The sequence below is a fragment of the Candidatus Enterovibrio altilux genome, assembly GCF_002381345.1.
Classification (GTDB): Bacteria; Pseudomonadota; Gammaproteobacteria; order Enterobacterales; family Vibrionaceae; genus Enterovibrio; species Enterovibrio altilux.
Genome location: NZ_CP020660.1, coordinates 768315 through 791996, shown reverse-complemented (window position 1 = coordinate 791996; position 23682 = coordinate 768315). Strand labels below are relative to the sequence as shown.

Annotated in this window: 14 protein-coding genes, 4 tRNA genes and 7 pseudogenes; 5 read left to right on the top strand and 20 right to left on the bottom strand. The window is 35.9% G+C overall.

What is annotated here, in order from left to right; all coding sequences use genetic code 11:
• Window positions 1-37: 37 nt before the first annotated feature.
• Both trkA and BTN50_RS03400 read left to right on the top strand, forming a co-directional pair.
• Window positions 38-1417, top strand: a complete 1380-nt coding sequence (gene trkA, locus BTN50_RS03405) for a Trk system potassium transporter TrkA (RefSeq protein ID WP_096619031.1) — start codon at window positions 38-40, stop codon at window positions 1415-1417.
• A 161-nt stretch (window positions 1418-1578) separates the two neighbouring features.
• Window positions 1579-2179 (top strand): annotated as a pseudogene (locus BTN50_RS03400) (transposase).
• 71 nt (window positions 2180-2250) lie between these two features.
• Here the strand turns inward: BTN50_RS03400 and glmS are convergent.
• Window positions 2251-4086, bottom strand: a complete 1836-nt coding sequence (gene glmS, locus BTN50_RS03395) for a glutamine--fructose-6-phosphate transaminase (isomerizing) (RefSeq protein WP_096619030.1) — start codon at window positions 4084-4086, stop codon at window positions 2251-2253.
• Window positions 4087-4739: 653 nt separating this feature from the next.
• On the opposite strand from glmS, the pseudogene BTN50_RS03390 reads away from it, so the two are divergent.
• A pseudogene (locus BTN50_RS03390) lies at window positions 4740-5292 on the top strand (transposase); the annotation flags it as partial.
• Window positions 5293-5586: 294 nt separating this feature from the next.
• Here the strand turns inward: BTN50_RS03390 and BTN50_RS03385 are convergent.
• The 8 genes and pseudogenes from BTN50_RS03385 to BTN50_RS03350 form a co-directional block, all read right to left on the bottom strand.
• Window positions 5587-5673 (bottom strand) — tRNA-Leu (locus BTN50_RS03385).
• Between the two features lie 82 nt (window positions 5674-5755).
• A tRNA-Met gene (locus tag BTN50_RS03380) sits at window positions 5756-5832 on the bottom strand.
• Window positions 5833-5842: 10 nt separating this feature from the next.
• A tRNA-Gln gene (locus BTN50_RS03375) sits at window positions 5843-5917 on the bottom strand.
• A gap of 36 nt (window positions 5918-5953) precedes the next feature.
• Window positions 5954-6038 (bottom strand) — tRNA-Leu (locus BTN50_RS03370).
• Window positions 6039-6395: 357 nt separating this feature from the next.
• A pseudogene (locus BTN50_RS03365) lies at window positions 6396-7165 on the bottom strand (transposase).
• Window positions 7166-7310: 145 nt separating this feature from the next.
• Window positions 7311-8672 (bottom strand): bifunctional UDP-N-acetylglucosamine diphosphorylase/glucosamine-1-phosphate N-acetyltransferase GlmU, encoded by a 1362-nt coding sequence (gene glmU, locus BTN50_RS03360; RefSeq protein ID WP_096619029.1) that lies wholly within the window; start codon window positions 8670-8672, stop codon window positions 7311-7313.
• A gap of 187 nt (window positions 8673-8859) precedes the next feature.
• The gene (hemF, locus tag BTN50_RS03355) at window positions 8860-9777 is read right to left on the bottom strand and encodes an oxygen-dependent coproporphyrinogen oxidase (RefSeq protein ID WP_096619028.1); all 918 of its coding nucleotides are present in this window, start codon (window positions 9775-9777) and stop codon (window positions 8860-8862) included.
• A gap of 30 nt (window positions 9778-9807) precedes the next feature.
• The gene (locus BTN50_RS03350; protein ID WP_096619027.1) at window positions 9808-10365 is read right to left on the bottom strand and encodes a Sua5/YciO/YrdC/YwlC family protein; all 558 of its coding nucleotides are present in this window, start codon (window positions 10363-10365) and stop codon (window positions 9808-9810) included.
• A 1262-nt stretch (window positions 10366-11627) separates the two neighbouring features.
• Between BTN50_RS03350 and BTN50_RS12120 the strand changes: the two genes are divergently transcribed.
• Window positions 11628-11711 carry a hypothetical protein gene (locus BTN50_RS12120; protein ID WP_394336776.1) on the top strand — a complete coding sequence of 28 codons (84 nt, stop codon included), beginning with the start codon at window positions 11628-11630 and terminating at the stop codon, window positions 11709-11711.
• Between the two features lie 1164 nt (window positions 11712-12875).
• Here the strand turns inward: BTN50_RS12120 and BTN50_RS03340 are convergent.
• The 10 genes and pseudogenes from BTN50_RS03340 to BTN50_RS03300 form a co-directional block, all read right to left on the bottom strand.
• Window positions 12876-13352 carry a DUF494 family protein gene (locus BTN50_RS03340; protein ID WP_096619026.1) on the bottom strand — a complete coding sequence of 159 codons (477 nt, stop codon included), beginning with the start codon at window positions 13350-13352 and terminating at the stop codon, window positions 12876-12878.
• 31 nt (window positions 13353-13383) lie between these two features.
• On the bottom strand, window positions 13384-14022 hold the full coding sequence (locus BTN50_RS03335; protein WP_096619025.1) for a transposase: 639 nt from the start codon (window positions 14020-14022) through the stop codon (window positions 13384-13386).
• A 16-nt stretch (window positions 14023-14038) separates the two neighbouring features.
• Window positions 14039-14347 carry a hypothetical protein gene (locus BTN50_RS03330; RefSeq protein WP_150137198.1) on the bottom strand — a complete coding sequence of 103 codons (309 nt, stop codon included), beginning with the start codon at window positions 14345-14347 and terminating at the stop codon, window positions 14039-14041.
• Window positions 14348-14784: 437 nt separating this feature from the next.
• Window positions 14785-15414 (bottom strand): aminodeoxychorismate synthase component II, encoded by a 630-nt coding sequence (locus tag BTN50_RS03325; protein ID WP_190319693.1) that lies wholly within the window; start codon window positions 15412-15414, stop codon window positions 14785-14787.
• 156 nt (window positions 15415-15570) lie between these two features.
• Window positions 15571-16464, bottom strand: a pseudogene (locus BTN50_RS03320) (transposase).
• A 1443-nt stretch (window positions 16465-17907) separates the two neighbouring features.
• Window positions 17908-18574, bottom strand: a pseudogene (locus BTN50_RS03315) (hypothetical protein).
• A gap of 240 nt (window positions 18575-18814) precedes the next feature.
• The gene (gene mltC, locus BTN50_RS03310) at window positions 18815-19957 is read right to left on the bottom strand and encodes a membrane-bound lytic murein transglycosylase MltC (protein ID WP_096619023.1); all 1143 of its coding nucleotides are present in this window, start codon (window positions 19955-19957) and stop codon (window positions 18815-18817) included.
• A gap of 187 nt (window positions 19958-20144) precedes the next feature.
• Entirely contained in the window at window positions 20145-20417 is a 273-nt protein-coding gene (locus tag BTN50_RS03305) for an oxidative damage protection protein (protein ID WP_096619022.1), read from the bottom strand.
• Between the two features lie 474 nt (window positions 20418-20891).
• Window positions 20892-21053: a hypothetical protein gene (locus BTN50_RS10025; RefSeq protein WP_161492931.1), complete on the bottom strand. Its 162-nt coding sequence runs from the start codon at window positions 21051-21053 to the stop codon at window positions 20892-20894.
• A 45-nt stretch (window positions 21054-21098) separates the two neighbouring features.
• A pseudogene (locus tag BTN50_RS03300) lies at window positions 21099-21377 on the bottom strand (transposase); the annotation flags it as partial.
• Between the two features lie 1454 nt (window positions 21378-22831).
• On the opposite strand from BTN50_RS03300, the gene BTN50_RS12115 reads away from it, so the two are divergent.
• Entirely contained in the window at window positions 22832-22936 is a 105-nt protein-coding gene (locus BTN50_RS12115; RefSeq protein ID WP_096619020.1) for a hypothetical protein, read from the top strand.
• A gap of 435 nt (window positions 22937-23371) precedes the next feature.
• Here the strand turns inward: BTN50_RS12115 and tatA are convergent.
• A pseudogene (tatA, locus tag BTN50_RS12110) lies at window positions 23372-23602 on the bottom strand (twin-arginine translocase TatA/TatE family subunit).
• Between the last annotated feature and the right edge of the window lie 80 nt (window positions 23603-23682).

Sequence of the window (23682 nt, the reverse complement as noted above, 5' to 3'; positions counted from 1 at the left end):
TAGCAAGTCAAAATATATTGAGGGTCATACAAGCGTTATGAAAATCATTATTTTGGGGGCTGGGCAGGTCGGCGGGACATTGGCAGAAAATTTAGTTGGTGAAAATAATGATATTACTATCGTAGATAAGAATCCCGAGCGCCTCAGAGAACTACAAGATAAATATGATTTGAGGGTAGTTCAAGGCTATGCAAGTCACCCGGGCACACTGCTAACAGCAGGCGCAAAGGACGCTGATATGTTAGTTGCTGTCACCAACTTTGATGAGACCAATATGATTGCTTGCCAAGTGGCCTTTACCCTGTATAATACTCCTAATCGTATCGCACGAATCCGAAGCCCTGCATACCTTGCTACCAAAGAACAATTATTTCAAGTCAATGCTTGCCCAGTAGATCACCTTATCGCCCCAGAAGAATTAGTGACGCGTTACATTCATCGTTTGATCGAATATCCTGGTGCATTACAGGTAGTGAACTTTGCCGATAATAAAGTCGGCCTAGTGGCAGTAAAAGCATATTATGGTGGCCCGCTGGTCGGAAACGCTCTCTCAGCTCTTCGTGAACATATGCCGCATATTGATACCCGTGTTGCCGCTATTTTCCGTCATGACCGTCCGATACGTCCACAGGGCACAACTATCATTGAAGCAGATGATGAAGTGTTCTTTGTTGCAGCCAGTAATCACATTCGCTCTGTAATGAGTGAACTACAACGTCTTGAAAAACCATATAATCATATAATGATTGTTGGTGGTGGTAATATTGGTGCTGCCTTAGCAAGAAGCCTTGAGTGTGCATACAGCGTCAAATTGATTGAACGCAACCCAAAGCGTGCAGAATATCTATCAGAAATTTTAGAAAATACAATTGTATTCTGTGGTGATGCCGCCGATCAGGAGCTATTGAGCGAAGAGCAGATCGATCAGATGGATGTTTTTATTGCGGTAACTAATGAAGATGAAGCCAATATTATGTCAGCCATGTTGGCAAAACGCCTTGGTGCTAAGAAGGTGATGGTGCTTATCCAGCGTGGCTCTTATGTTGACTTGGTACAAGGCGGTGTTATTGATATCGCAATATCACCACAACAAGCAACAATTTCAGCGTTGCTAACGCACGTACGTAAAGCTGATATTGTTAACGTATCATCTCTCCGTCGTGGTGCAGCTGAAGCCATTGAAGCCATTGCACACGGAGATGCTAGTAATTCTAAAGTAGTTGGGCGTGCTATAGGTGAGATAAAGCTACCACCAGGCACAACAATTGGGGCAATAGTTAGGGAAGAGGAAGTTCTAATTGCACATGATAAAATTATTATACAACAAGATGATCACGTGGTGATGTTCTTGGTAGATAAAAAATATATCCCAGATGTAGAGCGACTATTTCAACCAAGTCCTTTTTTTTTTAAATAATCCATATCATATGACTGATCTAAAATGTATATGACTTATTATTAAGCTGGTATTATTTATACTTGATCTACGATTTGAACAATTAAGTTTACTTAAAAATATGGGTTCATGGAAAAGTTTAGCTATTAAACAACCAACTGAAAAAAATATAATTAAGTTTAATCAATAGTGGCTCACTAATATTCTGTATTGATGAAGAAGCCACTCAGTTATGAAATCACATTAAGCAGGGTAAACATGGGAGACCTTACTTGTGTAGTGACTTAGCCATTATTACGGTTTTTAGAGTTAAATATGTATTTTCAATGCCATTGAGAGGTCTGCAAGGATTCATTAATTCTATGTTAAAATTTGCTCAACTGCCGTTGTAATGTGCTTACTATTCATGCATTAATCAGCTAAAATGTTTAATATTATGTTCAAAATGAAGACAAAAGAAATCATACAGTATTTAACCATTAATTCTACGGAGTTAAAAGTCTACGGTGAAAGCGAATGGAAGTGAAAAGCATGGCATTGATGGGACAGGGAGAGTCAACCGCGTAATTGAGCAGTCAGTGATCAGGAGCTATACGGTTCAAATAAGCATTGGAAAGTGAGGTATGGTTACTATAAGCGTTCTCTATTAGAGACGGTAATATTTTGAATTAAAAAACTCCTCGGAAGAACATTGCGCGTAAGAGATTATAATGCTCAGATTAATAAACCTCTTCCACAATAAAAGCGTTAAGTAAGCTGATAAGACTAAGGTGCCTAAAATAAAAATGATTATCTAACAGTGAATTATGTTTGGATTTGCTATCTGCATTTGAATCAGGAGATAATCATTTCATTTACTCAACTGTTACAGCTTTCGCTAAATTACGTGGTTGATCAACATCTGTCCCTTTGATCAGGGCTACATGATAAGATAACAGTTGCATAGAAATAATATAGAAAATAGGTGCACATATTTCTTCAACATGTGGCATTGTAATAATGGTCATACCTTGACTTGCTTGGAACCCAGCAGACTCATCCGCGAAGACATATAATTGACCACCGCGCGCACGCACTTCTTCAATATTCGATTTCAGTTTCTCTAGCAGCTCATTGTTAGGCGCGATTACAATAACAGGCATGTTTGCATCAATAAGGGCTAAAGGCCCATGCTTTAATTCTCCTGCGGCATAAGCTTCAGCATGAATATATGAAATTTCTTTAAGCTTCAATGAAGCTTCAATTGCTATAGGATAAAATTCCCCTCGTCCCAAGAATAATGCATGCTGCTTATCGGCAAATCCTTCAGCCAATACTTCAATTCGTTTATCAAACATCAGTGCTTGCTCAATGTGTGCAGGCAAGAGATGCAACGCTCTTATGATTTCGGCTTCTTTTTTTGCACTCACAGTACCTTTTTGTTTTCCTAGTGCCGTTACCATTATCAGCAATACTGTGAGCTGTGTCGTAAACGCCTTAGTAGATGCAACACTTATTTCGGTGCCAGCACGCGTCATTATGGCGATATCAGACTCACGCACTAATGAAGAACCAGCAGCATTACATACTGTCATCGTCGCCATAAAACCGCGCTTTTTCGCTAATCGAAGTGCTGCAAGCGTGTCTGCGGTTTCTCCCGATTGCGAAAGCGTGATGAGTAAACTGTTTGAGCGAGTAACGAAAGTTCGGTAGCGAAACTCCGATGCAATTTCGACATCGCAACTTACGCCAGCAGTAGACTCAAACCAATAACGCGCGACCATACCAGCATTATAAGAGGTGCCACAGGCAATGATTTGAATGTGTTCGGCTTTTTGAAAAATTTTTTTTGCACCGTGACCTAAGCTTTCGATCAATACAGAATTAGCATTGATTCGACCTTCAAGAGTACTTATAATCGCTTTTGGTTGTTCAAAAATTTCTTTTTGCATGTAATGGCGGTAAGGGCCTTTATCAGCTGCATCATGCTTAACCGTCGATTCTTGGACGTTTCGCTCAACCAGCATCCCCTCGACATCGTGAATATAAATATTACGACGAGTAATCTCAGCAATATCCCCTTCTTCTAAAAAAAGAAAACGACGAGTAACATGTAAAAGAGCAAGTTGATCAGAAGCAAAAAAATTTTCACCGATACCTAAACCAATTACTAATGGGCTACCTGAACGAGCAGCAATCAAGCGTTCAGGATCACGTCGATCCAACACAACAGTACCATAAGCACCTTCTAGTTGTTTAATCGTCCGCTGGAAGGCTTCAAGTAATGAATCACCTTGCGCTAATTCCCAATGAACAAGATGCGCAATAACTTCAGAATCAGTTTTAGACGTAAAAATATAGCCTCGTTGAACAAGGGTATTATGGAGGGATTCATGATTTTCAATAATGCCATTATGAACAACAGCAATATGTTCACCAGATATGTGCGGGTGAGCATTATTTTCACTCGGTTCACCATGTGTGGCCCACCGAGTATGAGCTATGCCAGTACCACCAGTTATAGGCTGTGCGTCTAGTGCATCTGATAATACCTGCACTTTTCCTAAGCTGCGTAAACGATTGAGTTGATGCTGATCATTAATAACTGCTAAGCCTGCAGAATCATAACCACGATATTCTAATCGACGTAAACCTTCAATTAAAATTTCCGCCACATCTCTTTGCGCCACCGCGCCAACAATTCCGCACATAAATTTCTCCGTATTTAATTGAGAGTATTGAACACCTCTATGCCTATTTTGTAATAATAAGTTTTGTGGCACTGTGGATATCATTATTGGTGATAAATAGTGTAATTTTTTGTTAAAGTAATTCGTAAGTATGAATTTTCCATTCGATCTTCCTTGACTCAATCATTACAATCACTCCTCAAAATACTTCAGCTATTACTTGGCTAAGTCCAATAAGCTAATTTAAAGTTATTGCCCTCGATTTACATCCAGGCTACCCGTCCAGCAAAGAATCGATAAAAATCATATGCACACAATGCTTGTTTTGCTATTTTTTCCTGAAATGCTTAGAAGTTTGTATCCCAAGTGCCTCTTATTTTCAATAATGTAGACTCGCTTTTAGATAGCTTGCGCAATATTAAGAAAGTTAGTGATCATAATTACGCTGCATTTTTGATGTAGTGACAGAATAACAGCGAGTATTATTGAACTATACTCAACCACAATACAATTATGGTCCTAAATATGATTTACTGCCATTTGATAAGCGACTTTTACTCCGTGTTAATTGTGCAGTAAGTTTAATATCATTATGATAAAAAATAACTTTAGTATCTAAATTAGGGGGCTTAAATTATCATGCAACTAACTGAGGGTAATATAATTAAACTTGAATTAATCTTGGTTTACTAACACTGTGGTTAATGAAAAAGTCATTCAGCGATGGAGTCAAACTAAGCAAGGTAATCGTGGAGACCCTCATTTATCTAGCAACGTAATAATTACGACGGTTTTCATGGTTAAGCGTGTATTTTCAATGTCATTGAGAGGTCTGCTAAGATTTATGAATTATGTTTTCAAACTGGCTCTTCTGCCGTTGTCATGTCATTATTATTCATACATTAGTAAGTGCGCCAAAACGTTTAATGTCGCGTTCAAGACGAAAACTAAAGAAATGATTCAGCACTTAGCCATTGATTCTACGGGGAAGATGAATAAAAAGTAAAAAAATATAGTCCAGATGGTAAACGTAGAATATAGCGTAAGTTATATTTAGCGATCAGTTACCAGCAATTATACGGTTCAAATTAGCATTATGAAATGAGGTATAGTTACAATAACCGTTTCCTATCAAAAACGGTAATGTTTAGAGTTAAAAAGCTATTCGGAAGAACATTGAGTCTAAGGGATTGTAATGCTCTGGTTGGTGAAATCTATGCAATAATAAAAGGATTAAATAAACTTATAGGAGAGGAATACCTAAAATACAAGCACTTATCTAATAGTGAATTATGTTTAAGCTTGCTGTCTAAACCAAAATTTAAAAAACAAAGTCAAAAAAGATAACAAAACATATAAACACAAAGCTTGATGCCATAAACCTATTTTTTGTATGGTACGGAAGGAAAAATTTAAATTTTTATAGTATATGACACCAGAACCTAAACTTAACGTAACTATTAAGTGTATTTCTTCTGTATGTTTTTAACATTAATGTTATGAAAGCGAAGTAAATAAAGTTGGTGCGGAGGAAGGGACTTGAACCCTCACATCCGTTAGGATATTAGCACCTGAAGCTAACGCGTCTACCAATTCCGCCACCACCGCAAATTTTTTTCAAGTAAAGGTCTTTGCTGTTAGACACTTGATAGTGTGTCTATATGTTTAAAGTAGAAGGCTTTGAAATAAGTGGTGGCTACAACGGGATTCGAACCCGTGACCCCATCATTATGAGTAATGTGCTCTAACCATCTGAGCTACGTAGCCAAATAAAATATGGCTGGGATACCTGGATTCGAACCAGGGAATGGCGGCATCAAAAGCCGCTGCCTTACCGCTTGGCGATATCCCAACAGTAATCATGCAGTGAAGCATGATTCCTAAATAATGGTGCGGAAGGAGAGACTTGAACTCTCACACCATGCGGTGCCAGAACCTAAATCTGGTGCGTCTACCAATTTCGCCACTTCCGCAAACTAAGTTTTATAGTCACTTAAAATAAAGATAATACGTGTAAAAATTTTTAACTTATAACCGCCTAATGCGTAGCCAAATATTCTATTCTGCTAAGCTATACTCACATCGTTAATAAGGAGTACTTATATTTACATATAGATGCCTAATATTACAAGATGACTATCCTACTACTTGACTATGCTTGAATAGAATCGCGTATAATATGGCGGATTCAGAAGGTCGTCAACCCTCTATTTCTAGTTTGTTAGCTATTCAATTATTTCCATGCAAAAACAGCTCGTTTACGATGTTTTCAAATGCTTTAAGTTTTGTTTCCTAACTCGAGTTCAAATAACTAATTTCAACATGAATAACTATTTTGTGTATGTTTTCATTTTTAGCTCACTTAACTCTACCAGCTTATCCAACGCTTGTATCATGGCATAGGTTGCACCAATTTGGGCATGGCAAGCCCTTAGGCTTAATGTGCCTTCAAGGAGTTTCATTACTCGAATCATTGGGGTTTTTGATAGGAAATGGTCATGGTAATCATACCTCATTTTATAATGCTAATTTAAATTGTACTACTGCTGGAAAAGAACTGCTAAATTACGCGGATAAGATCGTTCTCAAATAGTTGCTTTTTTTGATGACATGAGTAGCATTGCTCGTCTAATATGATTGGTTTCATAACATTGCCTAATATTTCATGGGTTCTCCGGTGAATATGTTTGAGTAAGTTAGGTAGCACTGCACCGTTAGTCACATTTAATGAGCTTAACTTAGCAGCAATGATTTCATGTGTATTTATACATTTTACTAAATGAACTCACGCCAAACTAGCCGTTCGTCATTACCGTAAACTTTGAGCCCTGTAAAATCAATGGTTAAGCACTGGATGGTTCCTTTATTAAAAGTATAAATAGTGAGGGCATGACAATGGCAATTGAGCAAGTTTAAAGCAGAGTTCATGAACCTTGATAGATCTCTAAACGATACTGAAAATACTCGTTTGACCATGAGGCCAGTCGCAATGGCTAAGTCGCTAAATAACGGAGGTCTCCTACGATTTGCTCTACTCAGTTTGACCAAACATCTGAATAATTTTTTCATTAATCTAAAATATTAGTGGACTACGATTCATTAAAGTCTGATTATATTACTGTAAGTTTGTTGTTTTATAGTTATAGTTGTATAGAAACCTAAATTTCAAATGCACCTCTTTGTTTAGAGAGTAAATTGGTCAGTTAGAGATCTGATTTAGAAAATAAAACCATGATTTAATGAAATTATTTTATTTTAACTGGTCGTTTCCAACCCTCTAACGTGCGAGATTTTGCACGGCGAATAACCAATTGACCTTCTTCAACATTACTTGTCAATGTTGTACCGGCACCAATGGTTGCGCCTTTTTTGATAGTAATAGGTGCAATCAATTGACTGTTAGAACCAACAAACACATCATCTTCAATGATGGTCTTATGTTTATTTGCACCATCGTAATTACACGTAATAGCACCAGCACCTATATTCACTCGATCACCAATTTCTGCATCGCCAATATATGCTAAGTGATTCGCTTTAGAACCATTACCTAACCGAGCATTTTTAATTTCAACAAAATTACCTACGTGAGAGTCTCTCACCAGTTCCGCACCAGAGCGTAAGCGGGCGAATGGACCTACAGTACAATCTTTACCAATAGAAGTACTTTCAATAATGCTATAAGGGTGCACAACCGTATTATCGTCAATTTCGCAGTCCTTCAATATACAACCCGCACCAATCATTACGTTGTCACCAATCTTCACTGTCCCTTCAATAACCACATTGGCGTCGATTTCGACATCTATACCACATTGGACTTGGCCTCGAAGATCAAAACGGGAAGGGTCACGCAACATGACACCACTTTTGAGTAACTTTTCAGCTTTTTTTTCTTGAAATGCACGCTCTAAACGTGCAAGTTGAATACGGTTATTAACACCTTCAACTTCAATAGTCCTTTCAGGCTGTACTGTTGCTACTGTACGATTTTCATTGTGCGCAATGTTAATCACATCAGTAAGGTAATATTCGCCTTGTGTATTCTCATTATTAAGCGCTGATAACCACCGTCTCAAATCACCACCTGTTGCTACCATTATACCAGTATTGATCTCCTTAATGAGTTTTTGCTCTTGGGAGGCCTCTTTTTCTTCGACAATAGCAACTATAGAACCATTAAGACGAACAATGCGACCGTAACCAGATGGTTCATTCAATACCACTGTTAGCAACGCAATGCCGCCATCAGGTTGGGCGTCTAGAAGATTCTTAATAGTCTGTTCACTTATCAGAGGAACATCACCATAAAGAATAAGTACCTGTTCTTTATCAGCAAACTTACTTGCTACTTGGTTAACTGCATGTCCCGTGCCTAGTTGTTCCGCTTGAAGCACCCAATTGACTGGTTCGTGGGCAAACATTGTCTTCATGCCTTCACCGCCATGACCATAAACCAAATGCAGTTGTTGCGACCTCAATGAGTAGCAAGTGTCAATTATATGCTTAATCATCGGTTTGCCTGCAAGTGCATGAAGCACTTTAGGCATGTTTGAGTACATGCGAGTGCCTTTGCCCGCAGCTAGAATGACAACACTAAAATTCATGAGATGAAGCGTCCTTAATTTTTAATATTGATGACAATTTTATGCCGCGTGTTTTACCGATTGAGTGAGATAAATGTTATCCAAATAATGAATTATGATGGGATTTACTATTTGAGTTTGAGTTAGGCAACAAAGCCTGTGTAATATTAAATTACAATGATACATTCATCCGTCTACGGAATTAGCCTCACCAATCCCTTGGCATTAAATAACTTTTATAAAGTTCAGCTTCCGGTGAATTAGCTTCCGGTTCAAAAGCATATTCCCATCTAACTAATGGTGGTATAGACATAAAAATTGATTCTGTTCGCCCGCCACTTTGTAGCCCAAACAGTGTGCCACGATCATACAACAAGTTAAACTCTACATAACGACCACGGCGATAAAGCTGGAACTGACGCTCACGCTCACTGTATTTTGTTGCCTTTCGTTTTTGCACGATAGGTTGATAGGCATCCAGGAAGCCTTCACCAACAGCTTTTATATAACTAAAAGATGCGTCAAAACCCCAGCTATTCAGATCATCAAAGAAAAGACCTCCGATACCACGCGTTTCATTACGATGAGGTAAGAAAAAATAACGATCGCACCAAGCCTTATGCTCTGTATAAACGGACTCACCAAATGGTCTGCAAATTGTTTTTGCTGTATTATGCCAATAAAGGCAATCTTCTTCGACAGGGTAAAATGGTGTTAGGTCAAAACCGCCACCAAACCACCATACAGGTGCTTCATCTTTTTTTTCGGTAATGAAGAAGCGTACATTGGCATGAGATGTAGGAATATGCGGATTTTTTGGATGAATCACTAGAGACACGCCCATGGCTTCAAAATTGTGCCCCGCTAGTTCAGAGCGATGTACGGTTGCAGAGGCAGGCATCTTGTTACCAAACCAGTGAGAAAAGTTAACGCCAGCTTGCTCAAACACAGAACCTTCGCGCAATATACGGCTACGGCCACCGCTACCAGCTTCGAGTTTCCATGCATCTTCAACAAAGTTTCCGTCGTCATCTTCTTGAGATAACGCGTCGCAAATACGATCTTGAAGTGTAAGGAAAAAACATTTTACGGCATCTTTATCAATGGGTTGAGTGTAAGTTTGCACAGTAGTTCCTTCCAAATTAAACAATTATATTTAATCTTCTCGAAGCACTTTACCAGAACACGCGTCCCGGATCTTGGTTGGCTTATTAAGGCCACCAATTTTACCATTTAAAATATAAGTAATTTTATTACCAAATTGAATGTTGACTTCCCTTTGAACTCGACACGGCTCTTTGCCACTGAGGTTGGCGCTAGTCGAGATGATAGGTTTGCCAAATGCCATACAAAGCGCTTTAACATCTGGATGGTTAGACACACGTACAGCAACCGTATCAAATTGTCCAGTAACCCAATCTGTGATTTTTTTGCCTGCTGGTATTACCCATGTAACCGGGCCAGGCCAACTAGAGAATATATCGGCTTTTATTGTTTTGTTTAAATTGTCAATATTAATATACCCGTCTAATTGTGTGGACTGTGCTGCGATAAGGATTAATCCTTTCGCTTTATCGCGCTTTTTGATGGCAAGTAAAGTTTGAATAGCCGTTATGTTATCAGGATCACACCCAACACCAAAAACACCCTCAGTTGGGTATCCAATGACTTCACCACGCAAAAGTGCAGCAACACACTGCTCAACACTGGCCAATATTCCCCTTTAAAAATTTTTATTCGGCATACCATACTCAACTTACGTTTTAAACAGTTGGATGCACTTAAATATTTAAGTTTATGAGTCAAATGAGTTAGCAAACGACCAGCAGAAAGTATTATAATTGAATTGTAATCAATCGTATGTTACTGATATTTTGAATTAATGAGGCCTAGTGTCCTCATTTGAGTTCAGATAGTAAGTCCCAACTTGATTAACTATTAGACAATCGCTTTCGTATTAGGTATAACTATCTTAGTCAGCATATTTAACGCTTTTATTATTGTGGAACTTTCGTTAATTTGGGTATTTTAATGCCTTAGGCTCAATGTTTTTTTCAAGCAATTTTTTAATTTTGAACATTAATACGGATTTGAATCGTATAATTTTTGGTAACTGACTGTTAGATTTCACGGGTAACCTCGTTTCTGAAAAACTACTCCCTTACTTCGTAAGATAAGGGGAACTACTCGTTTAATACGATCAGTACTGCTTCACTTTCTTAGGTCGTAAACATCATCACCTGATATTGCATTGATTCTTCATTGGGTCTGTTTGAGTAAGCTAGGCAGTACTTCATCGCTAGTGACATTTGATGAATCTAACTCAAAAATAATGATCTCATGCGTATTTATACATTTACCACCAAATACAACTTGTACTATATTCGATGTTTACTGTCAGTGCCATGTTTTTTTACTTGCTACTAGTTTTCACCGTAGGCTTTGAGCCTTGTAGAATCAATGAATAAGTATTGAATGGTTGCTTCATTAATACAGTATGTTAATAAGCTATAATGGATTAAAATTTGTCCATAGTCCTTAATATTTAAGTGCACTTAGCTGTTTAGAGCGTAGATTGGTAATTTAGTTCCTAATTCAAGTTTAAATAGCTAATCCCCGTATGATTTACTATTAGACAATTGCTTTAGTGTTAGGTACACCTAATTTTGTCAGCTTATTTAACGCTTTTATTATGGCGTCGGTTTTACTAACCTGAGTTGTGTGATTTCTTAGGCTCAATGTTCCTTTTAGTAGTTTATTAATTAAAACGATTGCTGTTTCTGCTAGGGAACATTTATGGTAATTGGCTTTATTTTTTTAATAAGGGAACTAAATTTCCAAGCAACACTTTAAACAGTGAGGCTCACTTAAATATTCAGGTTTATGAATAATTTTCGCTATAAAACAACTAACTGGAATCAAATGAAGTAGGATAATCATGGGAGGTCTCGTTTATTTAGTGACTTAGCTATTACGATGGCCCTGATGGTTAAATGCGTATTTTCAATGCCATTAAGAAGTCTGCAAGAATTCATTAATTCTGTTTTTAAACTTGTTTAACTGCTGTTGTTATGCCCTCACTATTTATGTATTAGAAAGCGAGCAAAAATGGTTAACGTTTCGTTCAAAACGAAGAATAAAAACAGCATCTGATACTGAGCCATTAACTCTATGGGGCTCAAAGTCTACTGCGGAGAAAAATGGCGAGTCTGGTGCAGGTTACATTTAGTGATAGATATTAATACGCATGAAGTCATTGCTGTTGAGTTAAGTGCACCAAATGCGACTGGCGGTGAAATGTTACCTATAAAATATTAGCTGATGGTGCTTACGACACCAGATAATGTTGCGTAACCGTTTGCATTAAACGAGCGGTTTCACTCATTCTACCAATAACAAGAGGAATTCTTTGGACACGAGGTCAGCTGTGTAATTTAGTGGTCAGCTACTAGAAGTTATATGGTTCAAATTAGCATCGGAAAATGAGGTATGGTTCCCATAAACGTTCCCTACTAGAAACGGCAACGTTTCGAGTTAAAAAATCACTAGGAGTAAGATTGAAATTAAAAGATCATAATATTTAGATTAGCAAAATTTACGTCATGATAAAAGCGTTAAATAAGCTGATAGGACTAGATGTGTTTAAAACAACAGTGATTGTTTAATTGTTAATCATGTTGGGACGGGCTATCTGAACTCGAATTAGGAAATAAAGTCAATTATACACTTAATGCTAAACTGTTTATGTTAATATTTGTTACAATAAAGTATTTCTACATACTTCACATTGACTGTTGATGAGTTTGAATAATCAATTGTGAATTGGCACTTAGAAGAAATTTGGTACGGATAAAAAGTTTCTTTAACCGTGATTTATTTTCGTAGAATTGTATTCTATACGCTCAGGATAGACGAATAATTGATAAACATGTCCAATTAAAATTGTTACCGTATTAATTCATTGTTACATTCAGGATAATGTAACCTTCAGCTCTTTAACAATGTGTCCACTTTTATGATTCAAGAAGATTGTACACTTACACACAGGGTGGCTTGTGTGATTTTTTGACAGAGTGCATATTTACTGTAATTAATAATAAGAGTTCTATAATATAGAAAGCAGTATTCTATTTGCTTAAGTGTATGTTTATACGCGCTAAAAAGCAATTTATTTATTTTTTTAATTAAAGCTGTATTACCTTAAACAGACGAAAATAGTCAATCTTAATGCAGAAATTCATTTTCTGAAGTGCAGTAAAGTAACTTTTCCATCTGATTATATGCGTATTCATTGTTAGGTATATTAAATAATACGATTAAGACTATCCATTTAAGGTCGTTTAATATAAGTTCTTGGGTTTCTAATGCCATCACATGATCAATAACCATTTCACGTGTTTCCGGATTCAATACGTTGGTTTGTTCTAATAACATGAGAAAACCACGACTTTCTGTATCTAAGCGTTCCATCTCCTTTGACGTGAAAATACGTACCGAAGTGAGCATGTTTCCCGTCACATATGGAGTTTTATTATCTTCTTGCAAGAGCGCTAGTTTTTCGAGCCAATCTATTGTTTTATATATATCTTCTTGATGAAAACCTGCTTGAAGAAGTTCATCAGTCAATTCATTATGATCTACTATTAACGCTACATCGCTATGGATGTAAATTTCAAATAGATATATTAGGATATTTATCATGGCTAGCCTCTCCTCGTTTTAATATATTCGATTAACTTGAAGATGCAGGCTTGAAAACCTGAAACTTATTATTTATTTGGAGCGTTAAAAGTTTTATAATTTTTAAAAAAAGCACAGTAAAAAAGTCTTCTATGATCTTATTGAAACAACGTTTGCTTTTAAAGTAAACGTTGTTTTTTGATTTTTTATTAATCACCGTCCAGAGTCGTTTTATTAAATTGATATTTAAGCTATAAGAAGGAAGGTAGTGAAGCTGAATATTAAAAATAAATGCTGTATTTTTGACGAAATTATTTTGATGATATCTGGTTCTATTAAAAACCATATGGAGCTGATAAGTTAATGAAAAATTTTTTCTTAATTTACTGAAAAAATAGGCAATGTTTTTGCTATCGGTTGTCTCATGCTGACTAACTATGATACCTGCAATGTTGTTAAGATCAGGGATGTCAATAATGCTGAGATGATTATTGATTCCAGTTGTTGTGAGGACTGTGTTTTGCCCTTTGTGTATCCATTTATGTATGATTTTTATTGCTTGTATTGAGTGAGTGGCATTAAGTAATAACATGGATACATCCTTGATGTTAGCGCCTTTCAATGTATCATTGCGACGGATAAAATCCTCTTGCGCTCTGGCATCAAGTTTGTGTGAAGTCCCTTTTAGCATCGTATAACCTAAAGTTTTATTTATAATAAAGCCACTTATTCATACCTACTACCGTGTATTGCACCCAAAACTGCTTATCAACATAGACAATAATTTGATAGGTATGGTGGTAAATAATCTTGTTGAAGTGTTTATTAAGGACTATTATCACGGTAGTGACAAGAAGACTATCTAAATTACTATTTTCAGGTTGTAGTTGCTTAGACTGTTCGTGATTTTTGAGGTGACGTAAACCCGTTGTTTCATGGATACGTAGAGCTTGAAAAATCATGGCTATATTCCAACCTCCGGATGTAAGAAGTACCACGTTTATGTGGTCACACACGAGACTATCACAAGTCTTATCGTGTTAAATCTTGAGTTTTAATTTTTGACCATCGGTTAAAAAATTTTTATGCTCTATAGCATGAGCTTGAATTATTAAAAAATCAAGCACCTTCAATGCGTATTAGTGTATCATTACCAGGAGCGACAGATATAATTTCTTGTAACGTGAATTTGCATAACTTTATTATTATTTCATGAACGGATTGATCACAGATCTCTGCAGGCTCCTGGACACATAGTATCTCATTTTCTACGTTAGCCAAGCGTGAAAAAAATGGTAAATTTTCTTAGCATTATTGCTTAATCCGAGTTCAGATAGCACAGTCCGTCATGATTAACTATTAAATTATTGTGTTCGTTTGAGGCATACTTACCCCCCCTTAGTTAATACTCACTCCCATCTGAGTAATAACGCATAAATGCTAACTAAGTGGATTACTTTTCGTTGGGAATTAGTGGATTAATGTTGACTGTTGCTGGCATATAACAGCTTACAGACAAAAAATTAGCAAGCAGTTGATGCCCTTGTTCAGTCAGGATACTTTCTGGGTGGAATTGCACGCCTTCTAGCGGTAAATAGTGATGGCGAATGCCCATGATTTCATCAAACTCACCGTTACACGCTGTCCATGCCGTGATGTCAAAATCATGAGACAAGGATTCGTGATCAACCACTAGAGAATGATAACGTGTGACCGTTAAAGGGTTATTGAGGCCATAAAATACTCCCTCATTAGTGTGCTCTACAGAACAAATTTTTCCATGCATTACCTGACGTGCTCGTACAATGTTCGCACCAAATACTTGTGCTAATGCCTGATGACCTAAACATACGCCAAGAATTGGCAGTTTTTTGGCAAAATGCTGAATGGCAGCAAGAGATAAACCTGCATCATTTGGTGTACAAGGACCAGGCGAAATGACGAGATGAGTCGGTGCTTTAGCTTCAATATCGGCAAGGGAAATTGTATTATTACGGTGAACTTCTACTTTCGCGCCCAATTGACAAAAATATTGATACAAGTTGTAGGTGAAAGAATCGTAGTTATCAATAATTAACAGCACAAATATTCCTATCACGTTATTCTCATAGCACGTCAATGAGAATAGAAATGAATGCTATCACAGCAAGTTCTTAACTGCACTACATTACGCGGTTAACACTCGTCAATAGGCAAGGTAAGGGTTGGTTAAAGTTAGGCTTTGTTTTCTAATTAGAGTTTAAATAACAAATTTCAACATGATTGACGAGTAAACAATTGCTTTCGTTTTAGACATAGCTAGTCCTGCTAGCTTATTTGATTTTTTCCTCATGGCGTAAGTGTTTCTAATGTGAGTATTGTGATCTCTTAAGCTCAACGTTCCTTGGAGTAGTGTTTCAACTCGAAACATTGCCGTTTCTGACAGGGAACGTTTATAATAACGCTACTTCATTTATTAATGCATATTTGAGCCGTATAACTTCTGGTAACGGATTATTAAATTACGTGGATGGTCTTGTTCCTAAAAAGTTGTTCTTTTCCTGATGAAATGAGTGGAACCACCCATTCAATACGAATAGTTGCGTAATATTGTCTGGTGTCGTAAGCACATAGAGTGATGTTTATTAATTTTTCAATGGATCTGTTTGAGCAAGTTAAGTAGCATTTTATCGTCAAGTACATTTGATACGTTTAACTTAGCAGAAATAATTTTATGCGTATTTGTATTTATCTCTAAATGTAATTTGTACCAAATCCGTCGTTTCCCACTAGCACTATGTTTTTTTACTTTCCATTCTTCTTCACTGTAGATTTTGAGTCCTGTAAAATTAATGGCTAAGTGCTGGATGTTTCTTTTATTTTCGTCTTGAACGTGACGTTAACCGTTTTGGTTCGCATTGCTAATGCATGAATAGTAAGAGCATGATAATGGCATTGAAAATACGCATTTAACCATGAGGGTCGCCATAATGGTTAAGTCGCTAAATAAATAAAATTTTTCATGGTTACCCTGATTGGTTTTATTTCACAGCTGAATAGTTTCTTTATTAATCCAGAATCTTAGTGAGCCATGATTGAGTAAAGTTTGATTATACTGCTTTCAATTAGTTGTTTTGTAGTGAAGATTGCTCATAGACCTGAATATTTTCATGAGCCTAATTGTTGAGAGTATTGCTTGAAAAATTGAGCTTCCTTATATAGGAAATAAAGCCGGTTACCATAAACGTTTTTTAGCAGAGGCAGCAATCTTTCTAATTAAATAACTATGAGAAGTGATATTGAACCTCAGGGATTACAATATTCAGATTAGCGAAGCCTATGCTATGTTAACATTTACTATCTGAACTCGTATTAGGAAACAAAACTTTAAAGTTTTTGAAGCCCATCATAATGTAGACTTGTTAGTTTTTCATAATTGTTATCACTTAAATGAGTTAAATGTGGGTCAACCATAGCGCCTTTCTCTTCAGTTAACACATCAATGTTGTTGTACATTGTCTGCTCTGAGCTGCTAAAAATTTTTTTATCGCATAGTCTAGTAATTCAACAGCAGTAACAAAACGATATTCTTCAAAATTTTATAATATTATATTTCTTGACAAACAAAATTATTTTAATGCGTATTATTGCACGTTACCAACATCACTGACATTGCTGTAACATCTTGAATGATTTTTAAAAATAGTAAAATATTAATGCATGCTGTTATCGTATGGCCACCACTATTACTCTCAAAATTTTTACCATATACAGTTGAGTATGTGAGCCTTATATTATTTGCTTTAGCTTTTGCCAGACACCTACTTCAACGTTAACTATTCACCGCACTGTACAATGCGAAGCGCACCAATTTCAAGGCCATTATTGTACAGAGCGCCCACAGCAATAATTTCACTCATCACCAGCTAATAAAATTTATGCATACTTGGCGAGGTGCTTCGCCAATCAAATATTCTAACATGATTTTTTACCAATTCAGATAACATGGGTTGATGAGGCAATTTTTAGCCTTTTTTTTAAATTTTTCATTTCATTTGGTATTCATATAATGCTGATACGATAACAAGAGGGTTGTGATTAACTGTGCGTTCCTGTTTCAAAAACTGATACTCTTCGGAGCCATGCATGGCATCAATGATATTGAGTATAATCAAATCCGATTTTTATCGTATGCTAAGTTCAATTACTCATTAATTATTTCTAGGGACTTTATTTTTCCAAATGAAAGAACTAAATTATCAGTTTACACTGCTAAACAGCCAGATGTACTTAAATATTCAGGTCTATAAATGAGCTTAAGTACAAAATAACTAACTGAACACAACATAATAAAGCTTTAATCAATGGTGGCTCACTAACATTCTGGATTGATAAAGAAGCCATGTAGCCATGAAATTACACTAAGTAGAGTAATGATGGAAGATCTCATTCATTTTATTTTTAAATTTACTCGATTGCCATTGTCATGCCCTTACTATGCATGCATTAGCAAACGAGTCAATATGGTAAATATCGTGTTCAAAATGGTTGTTTTTTTAATCCGAGTGCAGATAGCAGCCCCTAACATAGTTCATTATTAGATAATTGTTTTAATGTTAGGTATAGCTAGCCCTGTCAGCTTATGTAACGTTTTTATCATGGCGTAAGTTTCACTAATCTGGGCATTATGATTCCTTAGGCTCAATGTTTTTCAAAGTAGTTTTTTAATTGGAATCATTGCTGCTTTTTATATGAAACGTGTATGATAATTACACTTCGTGTTTCAATGCCGATTTGAAACGTATAATTGTTGATAACTGACCGCTAAATTATGCAAATGATATCGATTTTTAAAAATTGTTTTTTGGGGGGAGGCATGAGTGGAATCGCTCGTTTAATATGCATGTTTTTTTAATATTGTTTGGTGCCGTCAACACTATTGCCTGATATTTTATTAATTTTTTAGTAAATTTGTTTGAACAAGTTAGGTAGCACTTCACTGTCAATTACATTTGACGAATTTAATTCCGCAGCAATGCTCTCATGCGTATTTATAGTTATCGCTAAATGTCACTTACGCCAGATTTATCGTCTCCCATAAATGCCATGCTTTTTAATTCTCCTTCACCGTAGATTGCTAGTCCTGTAGAAGCAATAGCTAAGCTGCTAAATAAACGAAGTATCCCATAATTACCCTGCTTAGTTTGATTCCATAGCTGAATGGCTTTTTTATAAATTGAGAATGTTAGTGAGTCATGATTGATTAAAGCTTACTTGTACTTCTTCCGGTTAGCTGTTTTGTAGCTAAATTTGCCCGTAGATCCGCATGTTTAAGCAAACCTATCTGTTTAGAGCGTAGATTGAAAAAAACTGAGTTCTTTTATGTAGGAACAAAGTCGATCATAATAGTAAGTACTTTATACGCAAAATAATCTATGAAATACATAACTGTGTTTTGTTTCTTTGCATTGAGAGTACTTTACTGTAAAAAAGTCACCGTAATTCTATGGTAAAGTATGAAATTTTTTTTGGTATGTAATGACCTTTTGTAGGTAACGTCGAGATTCCGATGAGGGGTGCTTATTTGTCAGCGCCCAATACACTTGGTTAGGCTTTAGCCTGTTAAGGTTGTGAATTGCTCGTTTTTGATCGTAGCGATGGAAAGTTTTAAGTACATTCCCAGTGCCGCCGTTATATGCAGAAACCATGCTGTAGTATTTTGATTGTGGATTTAGTACATCTTTCAAATAATGATTTTTTAGTATGTAGAAATAGGCGGTTCCAGTGTCAATGTTACTTGCAGGGTCAAATAAATATTCTGGTGAAGGAATACCAGAACGTTTTTTTATAAACTTAAAAACATCTCGTCCTGCTGTTTGCGGCACCACCTGCATCAAACCATATGCGTTGGCTCGACTAACAGCATAGGGGTTAAAGCTGCTTTCTGTTTTGATGATTGTGTAAATAAGTTCTTCTGAAATACCATATCGACGTGAAGATTGATAGATTAAATCAGCATATTGATACTGACGTTTATTTGAATGATCCGATACCATCGGAAGCTCAACATAGAATATATTTTGTAAGCGTAATGATTTGATTTTGATTTTTTTGTTAATTAAATAATCAGCATAGCGATTTGCGCGCCATTCCCATGAAATTTCTTGTCCATCCTGATCTAGCACTTGTCCCTGCAAAAAAGGGCGACCTTCAAGTGTAATATCTGCTGCAGAATATAAGTCAACGGCTGTTGGGTTATTTGGAGTAAGCAAAGTTGTTACAATGGCTTGTTTTAAATGCTGTTGTGGATGCGTGGTTGCGACGGTTTCTATTGTAACTAAGCCGTTTGTGAAATCTACACGTGCTCTACTTTGATAGTTGTCTGTGTATTTGACGTAGTCGCGTTTGCCTGTAATTAATATATTGTTTTTCCCCCAACGCATGGCAATATCGTCATAAAAGCCATTAATTAGCTTATCAAGCACCACAGTGTCTTTTTCAAACTGATCTGATAATGGTGCCAAATTTTTAGCAAAGCGACTGGTAGATGCATAGTTAACATCATAAATGGACTCAATCATTTCACGTGTACACCCGAAGGATAAGAATGTTAGTACCAGTAGAGTTGATAAGTAGTGTCGTCTCATGAAGTATCATTTATGAGTAATAGAGTAATAGAGTAATAGAGTAATAGAGTAATAGAGTAAACGTGAATACGATACTAAAACAAAAGGTAGTAAAACAAAAAATAAAAAAGGCATTTTAACTAAAAAAATTAGATGTCCTTTTTACAAAGCAATGTGGCTAATATATCATGTATCTTTGACTTGCAATTTACAGTGATGGTGGAATGTAGCCATCAATTATAGTGTCTTGACCTTCAAACAAAAATTTTATCATCATTGTTTCCAAGAATTTGCGATGTTCAGAATCCATCATATTAAGTTTTTTTTCATTAATTAGCATGGTTTGTTTATTCTGCCAAATGGTCCATGCTTCTTTTGAAATGTTGTTGAAAATACGCTTACCAATATCACCTGGATACAATTGAAAATCAAGGCCTTCACCTTCCTTCTTTAGCCATTCGCAAAAAATAATTCGGCTCATTTTTTAGTTCCTTAATTACATTATTCGATTGTAGCCTAATGATTCACTTTTTTATAGGTGCGGCGAACCCAACTGTTACTTAATGACCTGAATTATACCAGAAATTGTCATTACTTTTCATCTTTTGTGCGGTAATTCTTTGTTTTTTAATCTGAATTTAGATGGCAAATCTCAACATGATTAACTATGATATGCTCGCTTTTGTTATAGGTATACATAGTCCTATTGGTTTATTTTATGCTTTTATCATGCCTTATGTTTTGCTAATGTGAGCATTGTAGTCTCTTAGGCTAAATGTCTCTCCAAAAGTTTGTGATTTGAAATATTGCTGTTTTTGACAAGGAACATTTATGGTAACTATACTTCGTTTTTTAATGCTGATTTGAACCGCATAATTGCTGGTAACTGACCACTAAATTACGTGGATGAACTCGTTCCCAATAAGTTGCTCTTTTTTTGTGGGACGCGTGGAATCTATCGTTTAATACGAATGGTTTGGTAACATTGTCTGGTGTTGTAAACTCCAGCGCTTGATATTTTATTGATTCTACGACGGGTCTGTTTGAGTAAATTAAGTAGCGCTTTATCTTCAGTCATATTTGATACACTTAACTCAGTAGTAATGATTGCATGCATATATATATTATTTACCGTTAGATGTCATTTGTGTCAGGCTCACTATTTACTATCAGCGGCATGTTTTTTTACTTCCATTCGTCTCCACCGTAGACTTTGATCTCCTGTAGAGTTAATGACTAAGTGCTGTATGATTTCTCTAGTTTTGGTCTTGAATGTGATGTGAGCCATCTTGGCTCGCTTGCTAATGCATGAATAATGAGGACATGACAACGGGAGTTGAACAAATTTGAATACAGATTTAATGAATTCTTGCAAGCCTTTTAATAGCATTGCAAACACGTGTTTAATCATAAAAAACATCGTAATGATTAAGTTGCTAAATGGCTTTATTTTTTGAATGATGGAACTAAATTTTTGAACAACACTTTAAACAGCCAGACTAAATTAAATGTTCAGATTTATGAACAAGTTTCGCTACAAAAAAGCTAACTTGAAGTAGTGTAATCAAGCTTTAATCAATCGTGGCTCACTAATGTTCTGAATTAATGAAGGAGTTATTTAACTATGTAATCAAACCACGCATGGTAATCATGGGAGATCTAGTTGATTGGGTGATTTAGCTATTACGACAGTTTTCATGGTTAAACGCACATTGTCAACGTCATTGAAAGGTCTGTAATAATTCATTAATTCTGTTTTCAAAATTACTCAAACTTACTGTACTGCACTGTCATGCCTCTACTATTCACGCATTAGCAAGCAAAGCCAAAAAAGTTAACGTAACGTTAAAAAAACTAAGATTCCAGGAATGATACAGCACTTAGTTATTGTTTCTAAGTTAAATGTATCAAATGCGACTGACGGTGAAGTGTTACCTCACTTGCTTAAACAGACTCCCGCTGCAGAATCAATGATACATTAGACGATGAAGCTGATGATACCCAACAATATTACGGTACTACTCGTATTAAACGAGCGGCACGATTCATCACATCAAGGAAAAAACAATTTTTGAAGCGTAATTATTTGCGTAATTTAGCTGTCCGTTACCAGAAGTTATATGGTTTCAGACAGCATTGTAAAACGAAATATATTAACTATAAATGCTCCCTATCAGAGACAGGAATGTTTTGAATTAAAAAATTACTTGGAGAGGCATTAAGCCTAAGGGATGATAATGCTCAGGTTTACTAAACCTACGGTATGATATAAACATTAAATAAGCTGAAAGTGCCAAGTGCGCCTAAAAAGAAAGCAATTGTTAATAGTACATTACATTGGGATTTGCTATTTGAATTCGAATTAGGAAAGAAAGTCGTAAACAAGTGCAGTTTAAAAGTACATAATGACTATGATGGACACTCACGTTACCATTGTAAGCAATGCTGTCGAACCTTTTTGCTTGAATATCTTTACAACATTTGTTAATAATAATAAAAAAGTGCGTATTGTTGAACTGCTATGAATACTGGCATTATTCATAGCAGTTCAAGTGTTACATATCAGTATTAAGATGGTTATTCGTGTTTTAAAAACCTCAAGTTTTGCTGCGTAATCACGCTTACTTTTGACGTGTAGACTATTGTGCTTATCTGTGAAAGGGGGTGAGTAATGGTCTTGCGTGGATAAAAAATAAAAATCTTTTGACTTTGGCGTGCATAGAAATCTGGATTAACGCAAGTAATTTCATTTACTTCTTAATTGTTCAGCCATATCAAAATTGCTTTTGTGATGTACGATTGATTTTAATGTATACGACCTCTCTGTTAGAGAATAGAAATTTTTTGGGCAGCATTATACGCAACATATTGAGAAGTATAATTTGAACCTGCCGCATGCGATTGAATCAATCTAATAAAAAAGCGATCTGGTATTCAACATCAACAGAAATCCATGACAGAATGATTGGTACATTCATCGGATGTGAATATTATATTTAAATCACGATCACTTATTGAATATATGCTTATATGCGTAATAAACTGTAGCCATATGAGATGCTTGTTATTCAGTTTTATTCTTACTTGAGCCAGGAGTATTATCCGTTTTTGAACTGACGATATGAGCGCTTATGTTCTTATCGCCATAAAAACGTTGCACACCTTCCGCTCTTTCTTTTAGGTCACCAATAGACTGCTGTGGATCTAATGATTAATCTTTCATTTTTATCTGCTCAACTTTTTTAGATTGTTTTTTTGCTCTTGTATTCTAAGCTCATGTTCAAACGTACCACGCATAGAATCTGTTATCCACCGCACTGAACTCATCCAAAGAAACATATTACGAAGAACAGGTGGAAATTTTTCAGAACCAACTACTACCAAACCGATAACTATGCTAAGAATCAGTTTCCAAAAACTAATGCCAAACAAAACTCAAACATGCTCTTTGTTTTTTGTTTTATTTTTTTGAGTCATGTGATCTTTCTCTTTCTGTTTTCTATGACTAGAATCAACATCTTATTTTTTATCGGTAGTCATAACTTTTTTAAAATCTTTAATCGCTAAACCTAAATTTCTCCTTATATTGCGCAATTTTTTAGTGCCGAATAAAAGTACAACAATTACCACAACAATCAACAGTTGCCAAATACTCATACTACCCATACTAATGCCCTTTGCATCATGTGGAATAAAAAAGTAACATGAATTTACTGGCTTAATGTATTAATATATTTAATGTACTC

Coding starts and splice junctions, on each gene's coding strand:
- BTN50_RS03340 (WP_096619026.1), bottom strand. CDS start 13,352: ATGATAAATATCCTAATATATCTATTTGAAATTTACATCCATAGCGAT.
- trkA (WP_096619031.1), top strand. CDS start 38: ATGAAAATCATTATTTTGGGGGCTGGGCAGGTCGGCGGGACATTGGCA.
- glmU (WP_096619029.1), bottom strand. CDS start 8,672: ATGAATTTTAGTGTTGTCATTCTAGCTGCGGGCAAAGGCACTCGCATG.
- BTN50_RS03305 (WP_096619022.1), bottom strand. CDS start 20,417: ATGAGCCGAATTATTTTTTGCGAATGGCTAAAGAAGGAAGGTGAAGGC.
- mltC (WP_096619023.1), bottom strand. CDS start 19,957: ATGAGACGACACTACTTATCAACTCTACTGGTACTAACATTCTTATCC.
- BTN50_RS12115 (WP_096619020.1), top strand. CDS start 22,832: ATGCGATTGAATCAATCTAATAAAAAAGCGATCTGGTATTCAACATCA.
- BTN50_RS03335 (WP_096619025.1), bottom strand. CDS start 14,022: ATGCTAAAAGGGACTTCACACAAACTTGATGCCAGAGCGCAAGAGGAT.
- glmS (WP_096619030.1), bottom strand. CDS start 4,086: ATGTGCGGAATTGTTGGCGCGGTGGCGCAAAGAGATGTGGCGGAAATT.
- BTN50_RS12120 (WP_394336776.1), top strand. CDS start 11,628: ATGGCCCTGATGGTTAAATGCGTATTTTCAATGCCATTAAGAAGTCTG.
- BTN50_RS10025 (WP_161492931.1), bottom strand. CDS start 21,053: ATGCATGCAATCATTACTACTGAGTTAAGTGTATCAAATATGACTGAA.